General features: G+C 66.1%; 14 protein-coding genes and 1 pseudogene. 7 read left to right on the top strand and 8 right to left on the bottom strand.

Going from position 1 to position 15222, the window contains the following annotated elements; genetic code table 11:
- Positions 1–133: 133 nt before the first annotated feature.
- The 3 genes from hemW to rph form a co-directional block, all read right to left on the bottom strand.
- Positions 134–1327, bottom strand: coding sequence for a radical SAM family heme chaperone HemW (hemW, locus tag ACNANG_RS23125; RefSeq protein WP_420224973.1), 1194 nt, complete (start codon positions 1325–1327; stop codon positions 134–136).
- A gap of 172 nt (positions 1328–1499) precedes the next feature.
- On the bottom strand, positions 1500–2099 hold the full coding sequence (gene rdgB / locus ACNANG_RS23120; protein WP_420224972.1) for an RdgB/HAM1 family non-canonical purine NTP pyrophosphatase: 600 nt from the start codon (positions 2097–2099) through the stop codon (positions 1500–1502).
- A 111-nt stretch (positions 2100–2210) separates the two neighbouring features.
- On the bottom strand, positions 2211–2969 hold the full coding sequence (gene rph / locus ACNANG_RS23115) for a ribonuclease PH (protein WP_420224971.1): 759 nt from the start codon (positions 2967–2969) through the stop codon (positions 2211–2213).
- Positions 2970–3216: 247 nt separating this feature from the next.
- Between rph and ACNANG_RS23110 the strand changes: the two genes are divergently transcribed.
- From ACNANG_RS23110 to ACNANG_RS23090, 5 genes and pseudogenes are all read left to right on the top strand, one after another.
- The gene (locus ACNANG_RS23110) at positions 3217–4134 is read left to right on the top strand and encodes a YicC/YloC family endoribonuclease (RefSeq protein ID WP_420224970.1); all 918 of its coding nucleotides are present in this window, start codon (positions 3217–3219) and stop codon (positions 4132–4134) included.
- 118 nt (positions 4135–4252) lie between these two features.
- Positions 4253–4644, top strand: a pseudogene (locus ACNANG_RS23105) (Fic family protein); the annotation flags it as partial.
- A 112-nt stretch (positions 4645–4756) separates the two neighbouring features.
- The gene (locus ACNANG_RS23100; protein WP_420224969.1) at positions 4757–5023 is read left to right on the top strand and encodes a type II toxin-antitoxin system Phd/YefM family antitoxin; all 267 of its coding nucleotides are present in this window, start codon (positions 4757–4759) and stop codon (positions 5021–5023) included.
- 21 nt (positions 5024–5044) lie between these two features.
- Entirely contained in the window at positions 5045–5473 is a 429-nt protein-coding gene (locus ACNANG_RS23095; RefSeq protein ID WP_420224968.1) for a type II toxin-antitoxin system VapC family toxin, read from the top strand.
- 39 nt (positions 5474–5512) lie between these two features.
- A complete protein-coding gene (locus ACNANG_RS23090; RefSeq protein WP_420224967.1) occupies positions 5513–6679 on the top strand; it encodes an alpha-hydroxy acid oxidase in 1167 nt (388 codons plus the stop codon).
- Positions 6680–6719: 40 nt separating this feature from the next.
- On the opposite strand, the gene ACNANG_RS23085 is transcribed toward ACNANG_RS23090, so the two are convergent.
- A complete protein-coding gene (locus ACNANG_RS23085; protein ID WP_420224966.1) occupies positions 6720–8072 on the bottom strand; it encodes a hypothetical protein in 1353 nt (450 codons plus the stop codon).
- Between the two features lie 201 nt (positions 8073–8273).
- The gene (gene gcvA / locus ACNANG_RS23080; protein WP_420224965.1) at positions 8274–9170 is read right to left on the bottom strand and encodes a transcriptional regulator GcvA; all 897 of its coding nucleotides are present in this window, start codon (positions 9168–9170) and stop codon (positions 8274–8276) included.
- Positions 9171–9230: 60 nt separating this feature from the next.
- Here gcvA and ACNANG_RS23075 point away from each other — a divergent pair, with 60 nt between their 5' ends.
- Positions 9231–10400: an MFS transporter gene (locus ACNANG_RS23075; RefSeq protein WP_420224964.1), complete on the top strand. Its 1170-nt coding sequence runs from the start codon at positions 9231–9233 to the stop codon at positions 10398–10400.
- 150 nt (positions 10401–10550) lie between these two features.
- Positions 10551–11738 (top strand): esterase-like activity of phytase family protein, encoded by a 1188-nt coding sequence (locus ACNANG_RS23070; RefSeq protein WP_420224963.1) that lies wholly within the window; start codon positions 10551–10553, stop codon positions 11736–11738.
- A gap of 5 nt (positions 11739–11743) precedes the next feature.
- Here the strand turns inward: ACNANG_RS23070 and ACNANG_RS23065 are convergent, their stop codons facing one another.
- The 3 genes from ACNANG_RS23065 to ACNANG_RS23055 form a co-directional block, all read right to left on the bottom strand.
- Complete coding sequence (locus ACNANG_RS23065; protein WP_420224962.1) at positions 11744–12667, bottom strand: bestrophin family protein; 924 nt, start codon at positions 12665–12667, stop codon at positions 11744–11746.
- Between the two features lie 301 nt (positions 12668–12968).
- Positions 12969–13865, bottom strand: coding sequence for a carboxylating nicotinate-nucleotide diphosphorylase (gene nadC, locus ACNANG_RS23060; protein WP_420224961.1), 897 nt, complete (start codon positions 13863–13865; stop codon positions 12969–12971).
- 187 nt (positions 13866–14052) lie between these two features.
- Positions 14053–15060 carry an NUDIX hydrolase gene (locus tag ACNANG_RS23055; protein WP_420227642.1) on the bottom strand — a complete coding sequence of 336 codons (1008 nt, stop codon included), beginning with the start codon at positions 15058–15060 and terminating at the stop codon, positions 14053–14055.
- Between the last annotated feature and the right edge of the window lie 162 nt (positions 15061–15222).

The raw sequence follows: 15222 nt of genomic DNA, 5'->3' as shown, positions 1-15222 counted from the left end.
CGCCAGCGCAGCGCACCAATATAGGACATTCCAGAGAATTCTTGGCACACAGTCGGTGCGTTTTTGTGACCAACCCAAAAATGCACCGAGTCAGTGCGCGTGACGATCTGCCCGTTTTCGTGCAAGGTTTTTGTCAGCTATCCGAGTCGCCCAGAAACAGTTCCTGAAGGTCGTTCAGAAAGCGCGCGCCCAGCGGCGTGGCCTTGATGCGTGCCGGGTCAGGATCCAGCAGCCCCCTGCGCACGGCTTCCTCCAGGGGACGGGCGATGACCTGCAGGCCCAGCCCGGTTCGCTCGGCAAAGCTTGCGGTCGGCACGCCGTTGGACAGACGCAGCGCGTTCAGCATGAATTCGAACGGCAGGTCGGCGGGCGCAACGATGCGTGACTCGGCAAGGTGCGTCGCGCCCTCAGTCGGCGCAAGCAGCTGCGCCATCCAGGTGTCCGGGCTGCGCACTCGGGCTTCACGAACGATGCGATCGTGGAATGACAGCTTGCCGTGCGCTCCAGGTCCGATGCCCAGGTAATCGCCAAATTCCCAGTAGTTCTGGTTGTGGAGACATCGCGCGCCGGGCTTGGCATACGCCGACACTTCGTAATGCTCGAAGCCCGCCGCGGTCATGCGGTCTTCGATCACGTCCTGCATGTCGAACGCCACATCGTCGTCAGGCAGGATGGGAGGATATTTGGCAAACACGGTGTTCGGTTCCATCGTCAGGTGATAGACCGACAGATGCGTCGTCCCGAACGACAGGGCGGTCTCCAGATCCTGGCGACAGGCGTCCACCGTCTGGCCGGGCAACGCGAACATCAAGTCCAGGTTGACGCGCGGAATGAAGCGCTGCGCGATCTCGATGGCCGCGCGCGCCTCGTTGCCGTCATGGATGCGCCCAAGCGCCTTCAGGCTGGCGTCGTCAAAGCTCTGGATACCCAAAGAGATCCGGTTGACGCCACTGGCCGCATAGGCCTGGAAGCGCCCTGCTTCCACCGTGCCCGGATTCGCTTCCATCGTGATCTCGGCATCGGGCAGCAGCGGCAGGCGCGATCGGATCATGGCCAGCATGGCATCGACCGTTTCGGCCGACAGCATGCTGGGCGTGCCGCCGCCGATAAAGATCGACACCACCTTCCGGCCCCACACCAGCGGCAGGCTTTGGTCCAGGTCGGCGGCAAGCGCGTCCAGGTAGCGGGCTTCGGGCAGCGTGTCCGGCGCCGCATGCGAATTGAAATCGCAATACGGGCATTTGCGCACACACCAGGGCACGTGCACATACAGCGCCAGCGGCGGCAGGCTGGTCAGGATGGTCTGCCCGGGCACGGCGAAGGGCATCGCCAGCTTGGTTTGGGCGCCGCCTGGTTGGCGACGCGGATCGGGATGGAGATAGGCATGGGTTACGACAGGGATAGGCGTGACACCGGGAGGTTTTCAGGAAGGCGTCTCGGTCGAAGCTGGGGTCGGGGTCGGGATTGGAGCGGTGAGCAGGTGGTCCCGGCTTGCATCATCAGAAGGCGTCCAGCTTGTCCATCAGCACTGCCAATGCCTGCGCGCGATGGCTGACACGGTTCTTTTCTTCGGACGTGAGTTCCGCCGCGGTCTTGCCCAGCTCGGGCAACAGAAAGTGCGCGTCGTACCCAAAGCCGCCTTCGCCGCGCGGTTCCGCAACGATCTCGCCCCACCACAGGCCTTCGCCGATCAGGGGCTGGGGATCGTCGGCGCTGCGCACCAGAACCAGCGCGGCGTAGTAGTAGGCGCGGCGGTCGCTGGCGTCTTTCAGCCGCTCGATCAACAGTGCGTTGTTCGCGGCATCGGACTTGTCGCCCCCGCTGGCCATGGCGGCAAAGCGCGCCGAATACACGCCGGGCGCGCCCCCCAGCGCGACGACGCACACCCCCGAATCATCGGCCAGCGCCGGCAGCCCGGTGATGCGGCTGGCGTGCCGCGCCTTGGCCAGCGCGTTTTCGATGAAAGTCACGTGCGGCTCGTCGGCTTCGGGCACGCCCAGGCTGCCCTGATTGACGACGTCGAAGCCCTTTTGCGACAGCAGCCGGGAAAATTCGCGGAGCTTGCCGGCGTTGTTGGAGGCCAGAACCAGTTTTGTCATTGGGAGTTCCTGAAGCGTGGTGCGTGGTGCGTCGTGTTGGTTGGGTGCGGGGTGTTGGGTGCGGGGTGCTGGTTACTTCGTCCTGCTGCGTGCTGCTTCCTGCGTCCCAGTTCAGGCCGCCGGCTTGGCCGATGCCAGCGCCTGCCGCTGCAGCGCAACGATCTCGGCAATGCCGGCCTGCGCCAGATCCAGCAGCGCGTTCATGTCGCTGCGCGTGAACGGCGCCCCTTCGGCCGTGCCCTGCACTTCCACGAAATCGCCACTGCCCGTCATGACCACGTTCATGTCGGTCTCGCACTGCGAGTCCTCGTCGTAATCCAGGTCCAGCACCGGCTCGCCCTTGTACATGCCCACCGACACGGCGGCCACGTGATCGATGATCGGCGATTCGGTCAGCAGGCCCTGCGCGATCAGCACATTGACGGCATCCTGCGCGGCCACGAAGGACCCCGTGATGCTGGCGCAGCGCGTGCCGCCGTCGGCCTGGATCACGTCGCAATCCAGATGCAGGGTGCGTTCTCCCAGTTTCTTCATGTCGAACACGGCGCGCACGCTGCGGCCGATCAGGCGCTGGATTTCCTGCGTGCGGCCCGTCTGTTTGCCCTTGGCCGCTTCCCGCGAACCCCGGGTGTGCGTGGCGCGCGGCAGCATGCCGTACTCGGCGGTGACCCAGCCTTCGCCCTTGCCTTTCAGGAATGGCGGCACTTTTTCTTCGATGCTGGCCGTGCAGATGACCTGCGTATTCCCGAACGTGACGAGCACCGAACCTTCCGCATAACGGGTAAAGCCACGGCGGATTTCCACGGCGCGCAGCGCGTTGGCGGCGCGGTCGGAAGGACGGCTCCAGGTCAGGATGGGCAGGTCGGTCATCGAAGAAAACTCCAGATAGGCAAAGGCGGCGGACGCGAAGCGTCGGCAATCCGCCATTGTACGGGGCGCAGGAAGGCGGGGTGAGATGGCGGGCCGTGCCGTGCTTGGCCAAGCCGCGCTGGGTGTGCCGCGTCCTCCGTCGCGCTTACGGAGTGTCCGCCGTATCATGGCGGTTGGCCCCGACCACCCAGCTGCCGCATGGCCGGCACCGCTGGTCGGCCATGACTCTCTCCCAAGGCAGACTTTGATGATACGCAGCATGACCGCATTCGGCGCCGCGCGCGCCGACACCGAACAGGGTTCCCTGTCGCTGGAACTTCGCGGCGTCAACAGCCGTTTTCTGGACCTGCACTTTCGCATGCCGGACGAGCTCAGGCACATCGAAGCGCCGCTGCGCGACCTGCTGACCCGGTCCATCGCCCGCGGCAAGATCGAAGTGCGCGCGGGCATCCAGCGCCGCGTCCGCAACGATCCCGACGCGCTGAATATGGCCGCGCTCGAACAGGCCGCCGCCCTCTTCCGCAAGGTCCAGGCCGTCGTGCCCGACGCCGCCCCGCCCCGCCTGTCCGAATTGCTGGCCTGGCCCGGCGTGCAAGGAACCGAAGAATCCGAAGACACCTGGCGCGACGCCGCAATGACCGCCGCGCGCGACGCCCTCGCCCAGCTGCATGCCGCCCGGGAACGCGAAGGCGAACGCCTGGCCGGCATGATCCTGGACCGCGCGGCGCAAGTCGAAGCCATCGTCAAACAGGTCGACCTGCGCATGCCGCAACTTGTGGCCGACTACCGCGACAAACTCGCCCGCAAGCTGCGCGACAGCGTCGAGACGGCGTTTCCGTCCGGCTTCCAGGCGATCACTGGGGCGGAGCTGTCGGAACGTCTGGCGCACGAAGCCACGTTGTTCGGACTTCGTATCGACGTGGCCGAGGAACTGTCCAGGCTGCATTCGCATCTGGCGGAATTGCGCCAGCTGGTCGGCGGCAAGGCCGGTGGAAAAACGGACAAGGGCAGCGCCGGTAAACGGCTGGACTTCCTCTTCCAGGAAATGAATCGCGAGGCGAACACCCTGGGGTCGAAAGCAGGCGGCCTGGAAGTCACGCGAGCGGCAATGGATCTGAAGCTGCTGATCGAACAGATGCGGGAGCAGGCGCAGAATATCGAGTGATGGGTTATCGGCGGGACGGCTCGGCGCGTATTCCGCATGCGGTGAATAGGCGAGCTAATCACCGCATGGAACGCGGTGATTATCTTTTTAGCTGGCAAGCTCCCAACTGGCCGGCAGCGTGCTCGATGCCACGTCATCCAGTGCCGTTCCGCTGACCGCTGACCGGCTCTTCGGCTGGGACGCCGCGCTGTTTCCCACGGATTATTCGGGTCTGTCTCCCATAGCCGTCGGCCGCTGGCGCGACGACGCCCCGCGGCCCTTGCAAGTCGTCTCAGGCCCCGTCAGCCGAAGCGTGGTGCGCTTAGAAGCCCCGCCCGCGTACCGCCTTCCAGCGGAGCTCCCCGTATCCTGGCCACGACCGGCGAACCGACACGCTTATGGGCTGCTCTGGCCCACCTATTGTTTGTGACATTGCACCCTTTCGATGACGGCGACGGGCGGATTGTGCGCGCCGTGGGCGACCTGTTCCTCGCGCGGGTAGATGGCTCTGATCAGCGCTTTTACCGCCTGTACTGAAAAAATCCGTTCGTGGCGGGCGCAGCACGGCGCACGAAATCATGCGTAGCGGTGAAGACCGGAACGCGTTAAGATAACTAGTCATATGACTAGTTAGGGGCGCGATATGAAGGTGTGGGCCGTTCAAGACGCTAAGGCGCGTTTCAGTGAATTTATCGATGCTTGCCTGTCGGAAGGTCCGCAACTCGTGACGCGACGGGGCGCCGAGGCAGCGGTGCTGGTTCCGGCCGCCCAGTGGCGACACATGCAGGCCATGTCGCGTCTGTCGCTCAAGGATCTCTTGCTATCAGACGACGCGCGTGCCGAAGATCTTGCGCCGCGGCTGCCTGCACGAGGCAACGCCCGCCGCCGACAAGTCAACGCCCTGGATTGATGCAAGGACCGGTTCCAAGCAATGTATCTCCTCGACACGAACGTCATTTCGGAGTTGCGCCGCCCGCGCCCCCACGGTGGTGTGCTGGCCTGGCTCGCAGCCGTCCAGGACGAAGACTTGCGGATCTCCGCTGTCAGTTTGGGAGAAATCCAGGCGGGCATCGAGATGACACGCGAGCAGGATCCCGATAAGGCAGCAGCCATCGAGCGGTGGGCTGATAACGTGGCTGCTGCCTATAACGTGCTCGCCATGGACGCCGGAACGTTCCGTGTCTGGGGACGCTTGATGCATAGGAAGTCGAACACGCTATTTGAGGACGCCATGATCGCAGCAACGGCGATCAGGTATCGATTGGTCGTCGTCACGCGAAACGTCAAGGACTTCCAGGACTTTGGCGTTGAACTGCTGAATCCATTTGAGACACCCGATACCCCAGAACGGTCACGTTGAGATGATTGCTCTCGGCGCCTCCTAAGGAACCCGGCCCCCATGCATTACACCCGTGCCCTCAGCATTGCCGACCTGGCTGACATCGCCCGCGACCGCTTGCCGCCCAGCCTGTATGGCTATGTGAGCGGCGGCAGTGAAGATCAGTCGTCGCTGCTGTCCAACCGGCTGGCCTACGATCGCTGGCGGTTCGTCACGCACGCGCTGGTGGACGTGTCGCAGCGGTCGCAGGCGGTGGACATTTTTGGAAAACGCTACGACATGCCGCTGGGCATCGCGCCGATGGGCGTGACGGGCCTGTGCGCGTTCGAAGGCGATCTGGCGCTGGCGCGGGCGGCGGCGCGCATGAAGGCGCCTTTCGTGTTGAGCGGCGCATCGACGGTGGCGCTGGAACGCGTGATGCAGGCGGCGCCGGGAACGTGGTATCAGGCCTATATTCCGGCGCAGAAAGAGGTGATCAGTCCCTTGCTGGACCGGTTGCGGGCAGCGCAGGTGGATGTGCTGGTGGTGACCGTGGACGTCCCGATCGCATCGACGCGCGAGAATGAATTGCGCAACGATTTTCGCCTGCCGCTGAAGCTGACGCCGCGACTGATGGCGGGCGGCGCCATGCGGCCGCGGTGGTTGTTGCAGACGTTTGCGCAGACCTTGCTGCGGGGCGGCGTGCCGCGTTTCGAGAACTTCACCGCGACGCGCGGGGCCCGCATTATCGATGCGCCAACGAAGGACCATCGGGCCGGACGCGCATCCATGCGATGGGAGACCATCGCGTGGATCCGCGAACAGTGGGCCGGGAAGCTGGTGATCAAGGGGCTGCTGCGCAGGGACGATGCGCGGCAAGCGCATGCCTTGGGGTGCGATGGCGTGATCGTGTCGAATCACGGCGGGCGTCAGCTGGATGGCGCGGTGGCCAGCCTCGATGCCTTGCCGGCGATGGTGGCGGCGGCGCCCGGGCTGACGGTGATGCTGGATGGCGGGATACGCCGTGGCACCGATGTGCTCAAGGCCATGGCGCTGGGGGCGGCCTGTGTGTTCGTCGGCCGGCCGGCCATGTACGGCCTGGCGGCAGGCGGGGAAGCCGGCGCCGTGCGGGCGCTGGAACTGCTGCGCAAGGAGATCGACGTGGACCTGGCGCTGTTGGGCTGTCCTGACGTGGCCGGACTTGGGCCGAAATACCTGGTACGGGAAGGCGATCTGCCAGGGATGTAGCATCCGGCGTTCGTGCGGTGCGCGGCAGCACGCGGCGGCATCAGGCCACAGGCGGCGGGCGCGCGGCGTCGAGCGGCAGCATACGGCGCCACGTGACATGCATACGGCGGCATGCGGGGTCACGCGGCGGCATGCGGCGGGAAGCCATGCCGCAGCCTGGCCACGGGCGGCTAGACCGCCGTTCTATCCGCTGCGGCCCCGCCGGCAGCAAATGCCGGCGCTGCCGGGAATCCCCCGACGTGCGGCGCTCCATACGCTCTACGAAATGCCCCCAGGGGCTCCACGCTTCATCGTCCTGCGACGCGCGAATGCACTGCTGGCTTTCGTTCCATGCCTCTTCCAGCCGATCCGCAAAGCGCCATGCGAGCATCGCCGGATCGCGCATCCGTGCCATGGCGACCCTGGCGGCCATGTCGATGCCCACGGTGTTGACGGCGTGGGTAAGCCGGTCAGGGCAGCCCGCGGTCACGAAATGGTAGGGCTGGAGGATGATTTCGATCAGTTGATCGAGATGCGCGCGCTTGCGCGACGGATCGTCCAGCGACTGCAACATGGCGGCCAGCCAGCCGGTCTCGGCGGCTTCGCTCACGACGCGTTGGCGGTCGAGCCAGTCACCCGCCGCGACATACTCGCTCGGCTCGCACACCGCCTGATGCATGCCGCCCACGCGCGTCCACCGATCGAATACCCGCTGCGCTTCGTCCGCCACGGCAAGCAGGTCTTGCGGGAACAGGATGGGACGCAGTTCATCGGGCAGACGCGATGACCCGCCCGACCCCGCATAGTCCGTGAACGACGCCGTCAATGCGCGGTTGAATGCAAACAACGTGGTAACGCAGTCGTCGGACTGGCCCTTGTCCGCAAAGTACGGCGCGGCTGACACCGACATTCTGAGCGCACCCATGCGTTGGCCCAGGTCCTTGGATCGTTCGAACAACAGGTGAAACGGCTCGGCATCGACGTCGAGCGCGGCGCCCTCGGCCACCGCACTTTGTGTCATGGCCGACAGGCTGCGTGCCTGCAGGATCAGTTCACCCAGCTGGTCCAGGGTACGACGCGTGGTGGCGCCCAGCACGCTGTCGGCGGTCATCGCGGTCAACCAGCGCTCGTGCTCGGCACGCGACATCTCGTCGGCAGCGGAACCGGACAGGGGCGAGGCCGCAGCCGGATCGGTCACTGCCGCGGAATGGGCGCCGGCGGGGCCGCCGCTCGACCGGCCGTCGGCCCCCGGCACGCCGGCGGCGTGCCCCGCCACTGCATCAGAGCGCGCCGCGTGATCGCCGTCCGGCGCGCCTCGCGATCTTTCCGCGATGGCCCATGCGATGGCGTTTGCAGCCTTGATCAGACAGACGCCAAGAACCAGGGCGACGAGCAGAGCGGTTATCCAGGACATGCTTGAGCCTTATGGCAAGAAACGCATTGGGGGCAGAGCCCGGTGAGGCAACGCTCGTTGAGACAGATCCGACAAGATCCAGGCAACGCAGACAAATCGGAAGATCATATAAACGCACGAACCCGACCAACGGCGGTGAAGCGCGGCGGCATGCGTGCGGACGCTCCGGGGCAGAGCAAGGCAAGGCAGTGTCACGCGATGTCATGCCGCCCCGCCTTGCGCCGCCAGTTCGCTTTCGAGCCACGCCACGAACTGCCGCGCTTCCGGTCCGGCGGACGGCGCCACGCAGTAGTAGTAGCGCTGCAACGGCATCCTGAATGCGGGCAACGGTGACACCAGTCTGCCGGTAGCCAGGTCATTGCCCACCAGCGACGCCGGACACAAGGCGATGCCCAGTCCGTCGACCGCCGCCTGCAACACGAAATGCAAGTGGTCGAACTGCAGCGTGCCAGCCGGTTTGATGCGGGCCAGACCCACGAAACGCTGCCAGTCGGGCCAGTCTTCCTTCCGGGTTTTGGCTGACAGCAGCACGTGACGGCGGATGGCATGGATGTCGGCAATGGGCTGGGTGCGCAGCAAGGCCGGCGCGGCCACCACGTGCACGTCGTCTTCCAGGAAGGGCTGCAGCGTCAGGTCGCCTGGCCAGCCTTTCAGGCCACGGCGAATGGCGACGTCGAAGGTGTCGGCCGCCTTGTCGGGTGACAGCGTGCTGGTGATGACCTGCGGCTCGATAGCCGGACATCGCTCGACAAAGGACGGCAGACGCGGGATCAGCCAGCGCACCGCAAACGACGGCCGCACATTGATCCGCACGGCGCGTTCGGGTGGGCGGGCGGTAAAGGACTGCGCCGCGGCGCCGATCCGGTCCAGCGCGCCGCCCACTTCGGCATAGAAACGCTGTCCGGCCGCGGTCAGCGCCACTTGCCGCGTCAGGCGTTCGAACAGCGCGACACCCAGATAGTCTTCCAGCGTCTTGATCTGCCGGCTGACCGCGCTGTGGGTCACGCACAGTTCGTCGGCCGCGCGCGTGAAGCTGAGGTGACGGGCCGCGACGACGAAGGCACGAATGGCGTTGAGAGGGGGCAGGCGCGCAGGCATGTGTGCAATATTCTCACGGGTCGGGCGCGGCAATGTCGTTTGTCAGCACCAGTGTCGCGCGTGCACCATGTTTCGGATGATTCGCCTGTCCCCCTTCCCGCCGACCGCCATTCACGCTATGCCGCGCTGGCGCTGGCGCTGGCCCTGCCCGCCGACGTACTGCTGTACCTGCTGCTTCCCATGTATGCCGACGACTTCGGCATTTCGCTGGCGCAAGCAGGTGGCCTACTGGCCGCCAACCGCCTGGTGCGGATTGCCGGATATGGCGCGGTGGCGCGTTTCTACGCAAGGCACGGGGACCGCGTGACCTGCTCGATCGCCGTGGTCGCGGCAGCGGGTTGCGCGTTGGGCAATAGTGTCCTGTCCGGTTTCTGGGCCTTGCTGGTGCTTCGGCTCGGATGGGGCCTGTGCTACGCGGCGCTGAACCTGTCGACGCAGGCCCTGGCGACGGCCGACGCCCAGGGCGCCGCCCGTCGCACCGGCGCGTCCCGTGCATGGATCGCGCTGGGGCCGGTCATGGCTTTGCCTGCCGGCGCCCTGATGACGCTGCACTACGGCCCGCGCGTGATCTTCGTCGTCCTGGCCGGTGTGGCGCTGCTGGGGCTGCTGGCCACGCGCGCCCTGCCGACGGGCGCACACGCCACCACGCCTTCCACCGGCCGGCGCATCCGCTGGCCCGACCGTCTGAACCTGTGGAGTTTCGTGGAAGGCCTGACGCTGGATGGCCTGTTCATCCTGGGACTGGGGTTTCTGGGCAAGGATCTGCTGCCCGGGCAGGCCGTGCTCGTCGCGGGGCTGCTGCTGGCGCTGCGGTATCTGTCGGAAATGTTGCTGGGCCCGGTCGGCGGGCGCCTGGCCGACCGGCATGGCCCGCTGCGCCTGCTGGTGGCAATGTCGTTGGCCACGTCGGGCGCCCTCATTGCCTTCGGCGCCGGATGGCTGTGGAGCGCGGCGGCGGTGATCGTGGTGCTGCGCGCCTTGCAACTGCCGCTGGTCGCGCCCCTGGTGCTGGCGCGCTACCCGGGCCCCGCCCGCGTCCCGGCACTGGCCTCGCAGGCGGTCTGGCGGGATATCGGCGCGGGCACCGGGCCCCTGATCGCCGGCCTGCTGCTGGCGCGCGTGCCAGCACTGGCGCTGTATGGCGCGGCCGCCGTCACGCTGGCGGTTGCCGCACTGGCCTGCCGAGGTGATGTCTCCCGTCCGGTGGCCGCGCCTTCCAACTCGGCCTGACGTCACCGGCATCCGGAAGCGGGGCCGCCGGGTCCGGCCATCGCGGCGCTGCTAACGAAGAGACCCCGTCACGCAACACCTGCCGCCATGCCGCTGTCATGTGTCCGGCCCATACTGCGCGCCACCTTTCCCGACTCCGGACTGCCCGCCATGCGCCCTGCCCCCTTCCGCTTGCTGCCTGCCGCGCTGTTGCGCGCCACCCTGTCCATCGCGCTCGTCGCCGCGCTTTCTGCCTGCGGCGGCAGTGATGACGATGACGCCGGCCCCTCCGCATCGCCGCGGTCGGTGGCATCCCTGCGGCTGATCGGCGAACAGCGCATTGCCTTCAAACAGACCGTGCAGGACACGCCTGCGGGCGGCCTGTCGGGGATCGACTACGACCCGCGCACCCAGCGCTGGATCGTCGTCAGCGATGACCGGTCCGACCTTGCCCCCGCGCGGCTGTATGAAGCGCAGTTGAACTACGACGACAAGGCCTTCACGCGTGTCGCGCTGACCCATGCCGTCACGCTCAGACAGCCCGATGGCAGCGTCTACCCGAGTGCCACGCAGTTCGCCCAACGCGGCGGCACGGTGCCCGATCCGGAAGCCATCCGGTTCGACCCCAGCGACTCCAGCCTGTGGGTGACCAGCGAAGGCAACCGCTCGCTGGGCCTGGACCCGGTGGCGCTGCATGTGGCGAACACAGGCGCGGCCATCGGCCAACTGACCACCCCGGCCCTGTTCAGGATGTCGCCGTCACAGGAACTGGGCAGCCGCAACAACGCCACCTATGAAGGACTGACCTTCGCGCCCGACGGGCAATCCTTGTGGATCGCCATGGAAGGTCCGGTGTACCAGGATGGTCCGTTGCCGTCCGCCACCGCTGGCGCCGTGTCCCGCATCACGCGCCAGGACCGCGCGGGCAAGGTGCTGTCGCAGTTTGCCTATCCGCTCGACGCCTTCCCGGTCGCGCCGGCGGCGGGCAAGAACGCCGACAACGGCATCTCGGAGATCCTGGCCATCACCGATACGCAGTTCCTGGTGCTGGAACGCGCGGGCATCGAAGGCGCCGACGGCGTCTACAGCATGTACCTGCGGCTCTACCGCATCGACGTGACCGGCGCGACCGACGTGCAATCCTTGAGCACGCTCAGGAACGCGCAGTACACACCGGTACGCAAGACATTGGTTGCGGACTTCAACCGTCTTGGTTTGTCCAAGGTGGACAACCTGGAAGGAATGACCTGGGGTCCGCGTCTGCCCAACGGCCGCGACTCCCTGGTGATCGTTTCCGATGACAACTTCTCGGCCACGCAAGTCACGCAGTTCCTGGCGTTCGAGGTAGTGCCGAACTGAGCTTCCTACCGCAGCCGGAAGAATGCGTCGGGCAACGGCGCGTCGGGCAGCACCGTCTCGCCGATCATCTCGCGCAGCGTGCGTTCGATGTTGACCGCCAGCGCGGTCAGCGGCAGGTCATTGGGTTCTTCGCCAAACGGATTTTCCAGTTCGCTGGCGATGGCATCTAGCGCCATGAATGCATAGGCAATGAAAACGCTGATGACCGGCGTGGCCGCGCCGATGCTGTCGACCAGTCCCAAGGGCAGCAAGGCGCAAAAGAAATACACGGTCCGGTGCAACAGCACGTTGTACGCATAGGGCAGCGGCGTGGACGCAATGCGCTCGCAACCGCCCACCACCGCGCCCAGGCCATCCAGTTGACGTTGGCAACCATCGAACAGAATGTCGCTGAGCCGGCCGGTCCGGCGCCAGGCAGCCAGCAGCCCTGACACTTCATTCAGCAGATGCACGGGCCGATACTGTCGCGCCAGCACGCGCTCGACGTCGCCGGCGGGCAGCAGGCGATGCAGCACTCCGGTCGGATCCGTGCTGCGCAGCTGATGTTTGAGCGAGTAGGTAAAGGCGCAAAGCAGCGATACCAGCCGCTGCGCGTCAGGGTCGCCCGGCGCATGATCGAGCACGCCAACCGCTTGCCGGGTCAGGTTGCGCGTGCGGATCAGCAGTTCGCCCCACAGCTTGCGCGCTTCCCAGTAGCGGTCATAGCTGGCGTTGTTCCGGAAGCTGACGAAGATGGCCAGTGCGACGCCGATCAGGCTGAACGGCGTCGGATTCAGGTGCAGCCAGGACGTCCCGTCTGACGAGTGCGCCCAGAGCACCGCCAGCGATATCGCCAGGATGACGCTCAGCGGCAGCATCACGGCCTTGAGCACGGAGCCGTTCCATACGAACAGCATCTTGAACCAGTTGAGTTTGGGACGAACGATCACGCGCTTCTCGAAGACATGCTTTGTAACGCGATTATCCGGCAATCGGCGGTGTAATGTCTCGCCAGGCCCCAAGACGCCGCAGGAGATCTCCATGCCCCGCGAATCCGCCCCGCCCCCTCCCCTCACTCCACCCCGCCGGATCCGCATGACGAGGACGCGCTGGACGAAGCGCTGGAAGAAACCTTTCCGGCCAGCGATCCGATTGCGATCTCTCCCGACCGCGACCAGCATGACAAGCCCGAAGGCCAGTCGGTGGTCGATGAACGCGGGAAGAATCCCTGACCTTTGCGGCCGATGGCCGTTATGCGTCGAGCCCGATATCGAGAGTGCGCGCGCTGTGCGTGATCCACCCGATCGCGATCAGGTCCACGCCTGTCGCGGCCACGGACGGCGCCGTCTCTGGCGTAACCCGCCCGGACGCTTCGAGGATCGCCCGGCCCTGCGCCATGCCGACCGCGGTGCGCAGATCGTCGATCGACATGTTGTCCAGCAGAACAACATCCACACCCAGGGCCAGCGCCTCGTCCAGTTGCGCCAGGGTGTCCACTTCCAGTTCGATCTTGACCATGTGACCGATGCCGGCGCGCGCCCGCGCGACGGCCTCGCGCACGCTGCCCGCCATCGCCACGTGGTTGTCCTTGATCAGCACGGCGTCATCCAGGCCGAACCGATGGTTGCTGCCGCCTCCCACCCGCACCGCGTACTTTTGCAAGGCGCGCAAACCTGGCAGCGTCTTGCGGGTGCACGTCACCCGCGCGCGATAGTCGCGAATGGAATCGGCGATCGATGCGGTGGCGGTGGCGACGCCGCTCAAATGACACAGGAAGTTGAGTGCCGTGCGTTCCGCCGTCAACATGGCGCGCGCCGATCCCCGCACCGTGGCGATGGCCGATCCTTGGGACAATCGTGCTCCATCCCGCAGGTGCGCCTCAAACCGCATTGACGGGTCGATCAGCTGGAAGGCCAGGCGTGCAAGATCCAACCCGGCCAGCACGCCGTCCTGCCGCGCCACCAGTCGCGTCTGCGACTGCGCGTGGGATGGCACGATCGCATCGGTGGTCAGATCACCGGCATGTCCCAGGTCTTCCAACAGCGCCGCCCGGACCGTCGGTTCGAGCAGGATCGAAGGCAGGCCGGGTACCTGGCGGTTCCCAGCAAGTGGATCGGGTGTCGCTGCAACCGCGGGTTTAATGCTCATGGTGAGTATTTAGTGTTCAAAAATAGGCCAGGCGATTATGCTAAACGTGAGCATATTGCTGCGTCAAGTCGTGCTGTAGAGCTTGCTGCGATGCGCCAGTGTTTCCGGATTGCAGTTCAGCACCCCGGTTCCGCATTGCAGTTTCCACACCGCTGCTCCGCATCGCGGCGCTTCCACTGCCAGGCCCCTACCCCCCGCGCGTCAGCGGCAACCTGCTTCCCATCACCACCCGTTCCTGCACGACATTGCCTCGGAACCGGAACAGCTTGGCCGGCCGGCCTGCCGTCCCTACCGCCAGGTGGCCCGTCTCTTCGACCAGGTCCTGCTGCTCGATCAGCCGGCGGAAATTCTGCTTGTGCAGCGCACGCCCGGCCAGGGCCTCCACCGTCTGCTGCAAGTGCAGCAGCGTGAATTCCGGTGGCATCAGCTCGAACACCACGGGCCGGTATTTGATCTTGGCCCGCAGCCGCGCCACCCCCGTCGCCAGGATCCGGCGGTGATCGTGCATCATGGCATCGCCCGGCACGGTGCCGGTCGCATGTGGCACGCCGTGCCGGACAGCTTCGGGCACCAGACCCGCTTCAAACAACAATTCGTAGCGCTGCAGCACCGCTTCCTCGTTCCACGGCTGCCCGTCCAGCCCGAACGCCAACGCGGCGCGCAACGCGCGGCGTTCCGTGGCCGCGCGATCGCCGCCGCGCCGGGCCCAGGCGGTCAGGCCTGGCACGATCGCTTCCGCCACCACGGCGGGCTCGCCGGTGCGCCGGTCTTCCCAAGGAAAGTAGCGGTACCAGTCATGCCAGCCGACTTGATCGACGCGGTCGCCTTCGGCCTCGCGCGTGAGTCCCAGATAGCTGATGGAAATGACGGCCGCCCGGCACAAGGCATCCGCGGCGTCGCCCGCCGCGCCCGACTCCGCTGCCTCGGTACGGTCCCGGTCGGCAAAGGTATAGAGCTGTTCGACGTATCCCAGCGGATGATGGGTCTGCGCTTCGACCCATGCGCGCAAGCCCGATTGCAAGGACCGATGCATCATCTGGAACGGCCCGGACGGCAAAGCGCCGCCATCGCGCGTGGTCAATACCCGCGGTTGGCCATCGGTGACTGCAACCAGCACGGCCACCAGTTCGGCGCTCAGACAGGTATCGCCGGAGGCAGCGGCGGCGTCCGCAGCAAGGTCGGGCGTCAAAGGCAAGGCGGGCAAGCTCCCTCATGAATTACCGCGAGAATGACCGCGAGCCGCGGTACGGCCCGATTATAGGACGCGCTCATGAAGCGTTTACTGAACGTCCCGCCAGACGCGCTGCGCGCCGCCCGGGCATCGTCTGGCGCGGCGGTTACAACAGCCGCCCGGCAA

The organism is Pigmentiphaga litoralis, assembly GCF_048632615.1.
In the GTDB taxonomy this organism is placed as follows: Bacteria; Pseudomonadota; Gammaproteobacteria; order Burkholderiales; family Burkholderiaceae_B; genus Pigmentiphaga; species Pigmentiphaga litoralis_B.
This window is presented reverse-complemented; position numbering and strand designations above follow the sequence as displayed.

Coding starts and splice junctions, on each gene's coding strand:
- hemW (WP_420224973.1), bottom strand. CDS start 1,327: ATGCCCTTCGCCGTGCCCGGGCAGACCATCCTGACCAGCCTGCCGCCG.
- rdgB (WP_420224972.1), bottom strand. CDS start 2,099: ATGACAAAACTGGTTCTGGCCTCCAACAACGCCGGCAAGCTCCGCGAA.
- rph (WP_420224971.1), bottom strand. CDS start 2,969: ATGACCGACCTGCCCATCCTGACCTGGAGCCGTCCTTCCGACCGCGCC.
- ACNANG_RS23110 (WP_420224970.1), top strand. CDS start 3,217: ATGATACGCAGCATGACCGCATTCGGCGCCGCGCGCGCCGACACCGAA.
- ACNANG_RS23100 (WP_420224969.1), top strand. CDS start 4,757: ATGAAGGTGTGGGCCGTTCAAGACGCTAAGGCGCGTTTCAGTGAATTT.
- ACNANG_RS23095 (WP_420224968.1), top strand. CDS start 5,045: ATGTATCTCCTCGACACGAACGTCATTTCGGAGTTGCGCCGCCCGCGC.
- ACNANG_RS23090 (WP_420224967.1), top strand. CDS start 5,513: ATGCATTACACCCGTGCCCTCAGCATTGCCGACCTGGCTGACATCGCC.
- ACNANG_RS23085 (WP_420224966.1), bottom strand. CDS start 8,072: ATGTCCTGGATAACCGCTCTGCTCGTCGCCCTGGTTCTTGGCGTCTGT.
- gcvA (WP_420224965.1), bottom strand. CDS start 9,170: ATGCCTGCGCGCCTGCCCCCTCTCAACGCCATTCGTGCCTTCGTCGTC.
- ACNANG_RS23070 (WP_420224963.1), top strand. CDS start 10,551: ATGCGCCCTGCCCCCTTCCGCTTGCTGCCTGCCGCGCTGTTGCGCGCC.
- nadC (WP_420224961.1), bottom strand. CDS start 13,865: ATGAGCATTAAACCCGCGGTTGCAGCGACACCCGATCCACTTGCTGGG.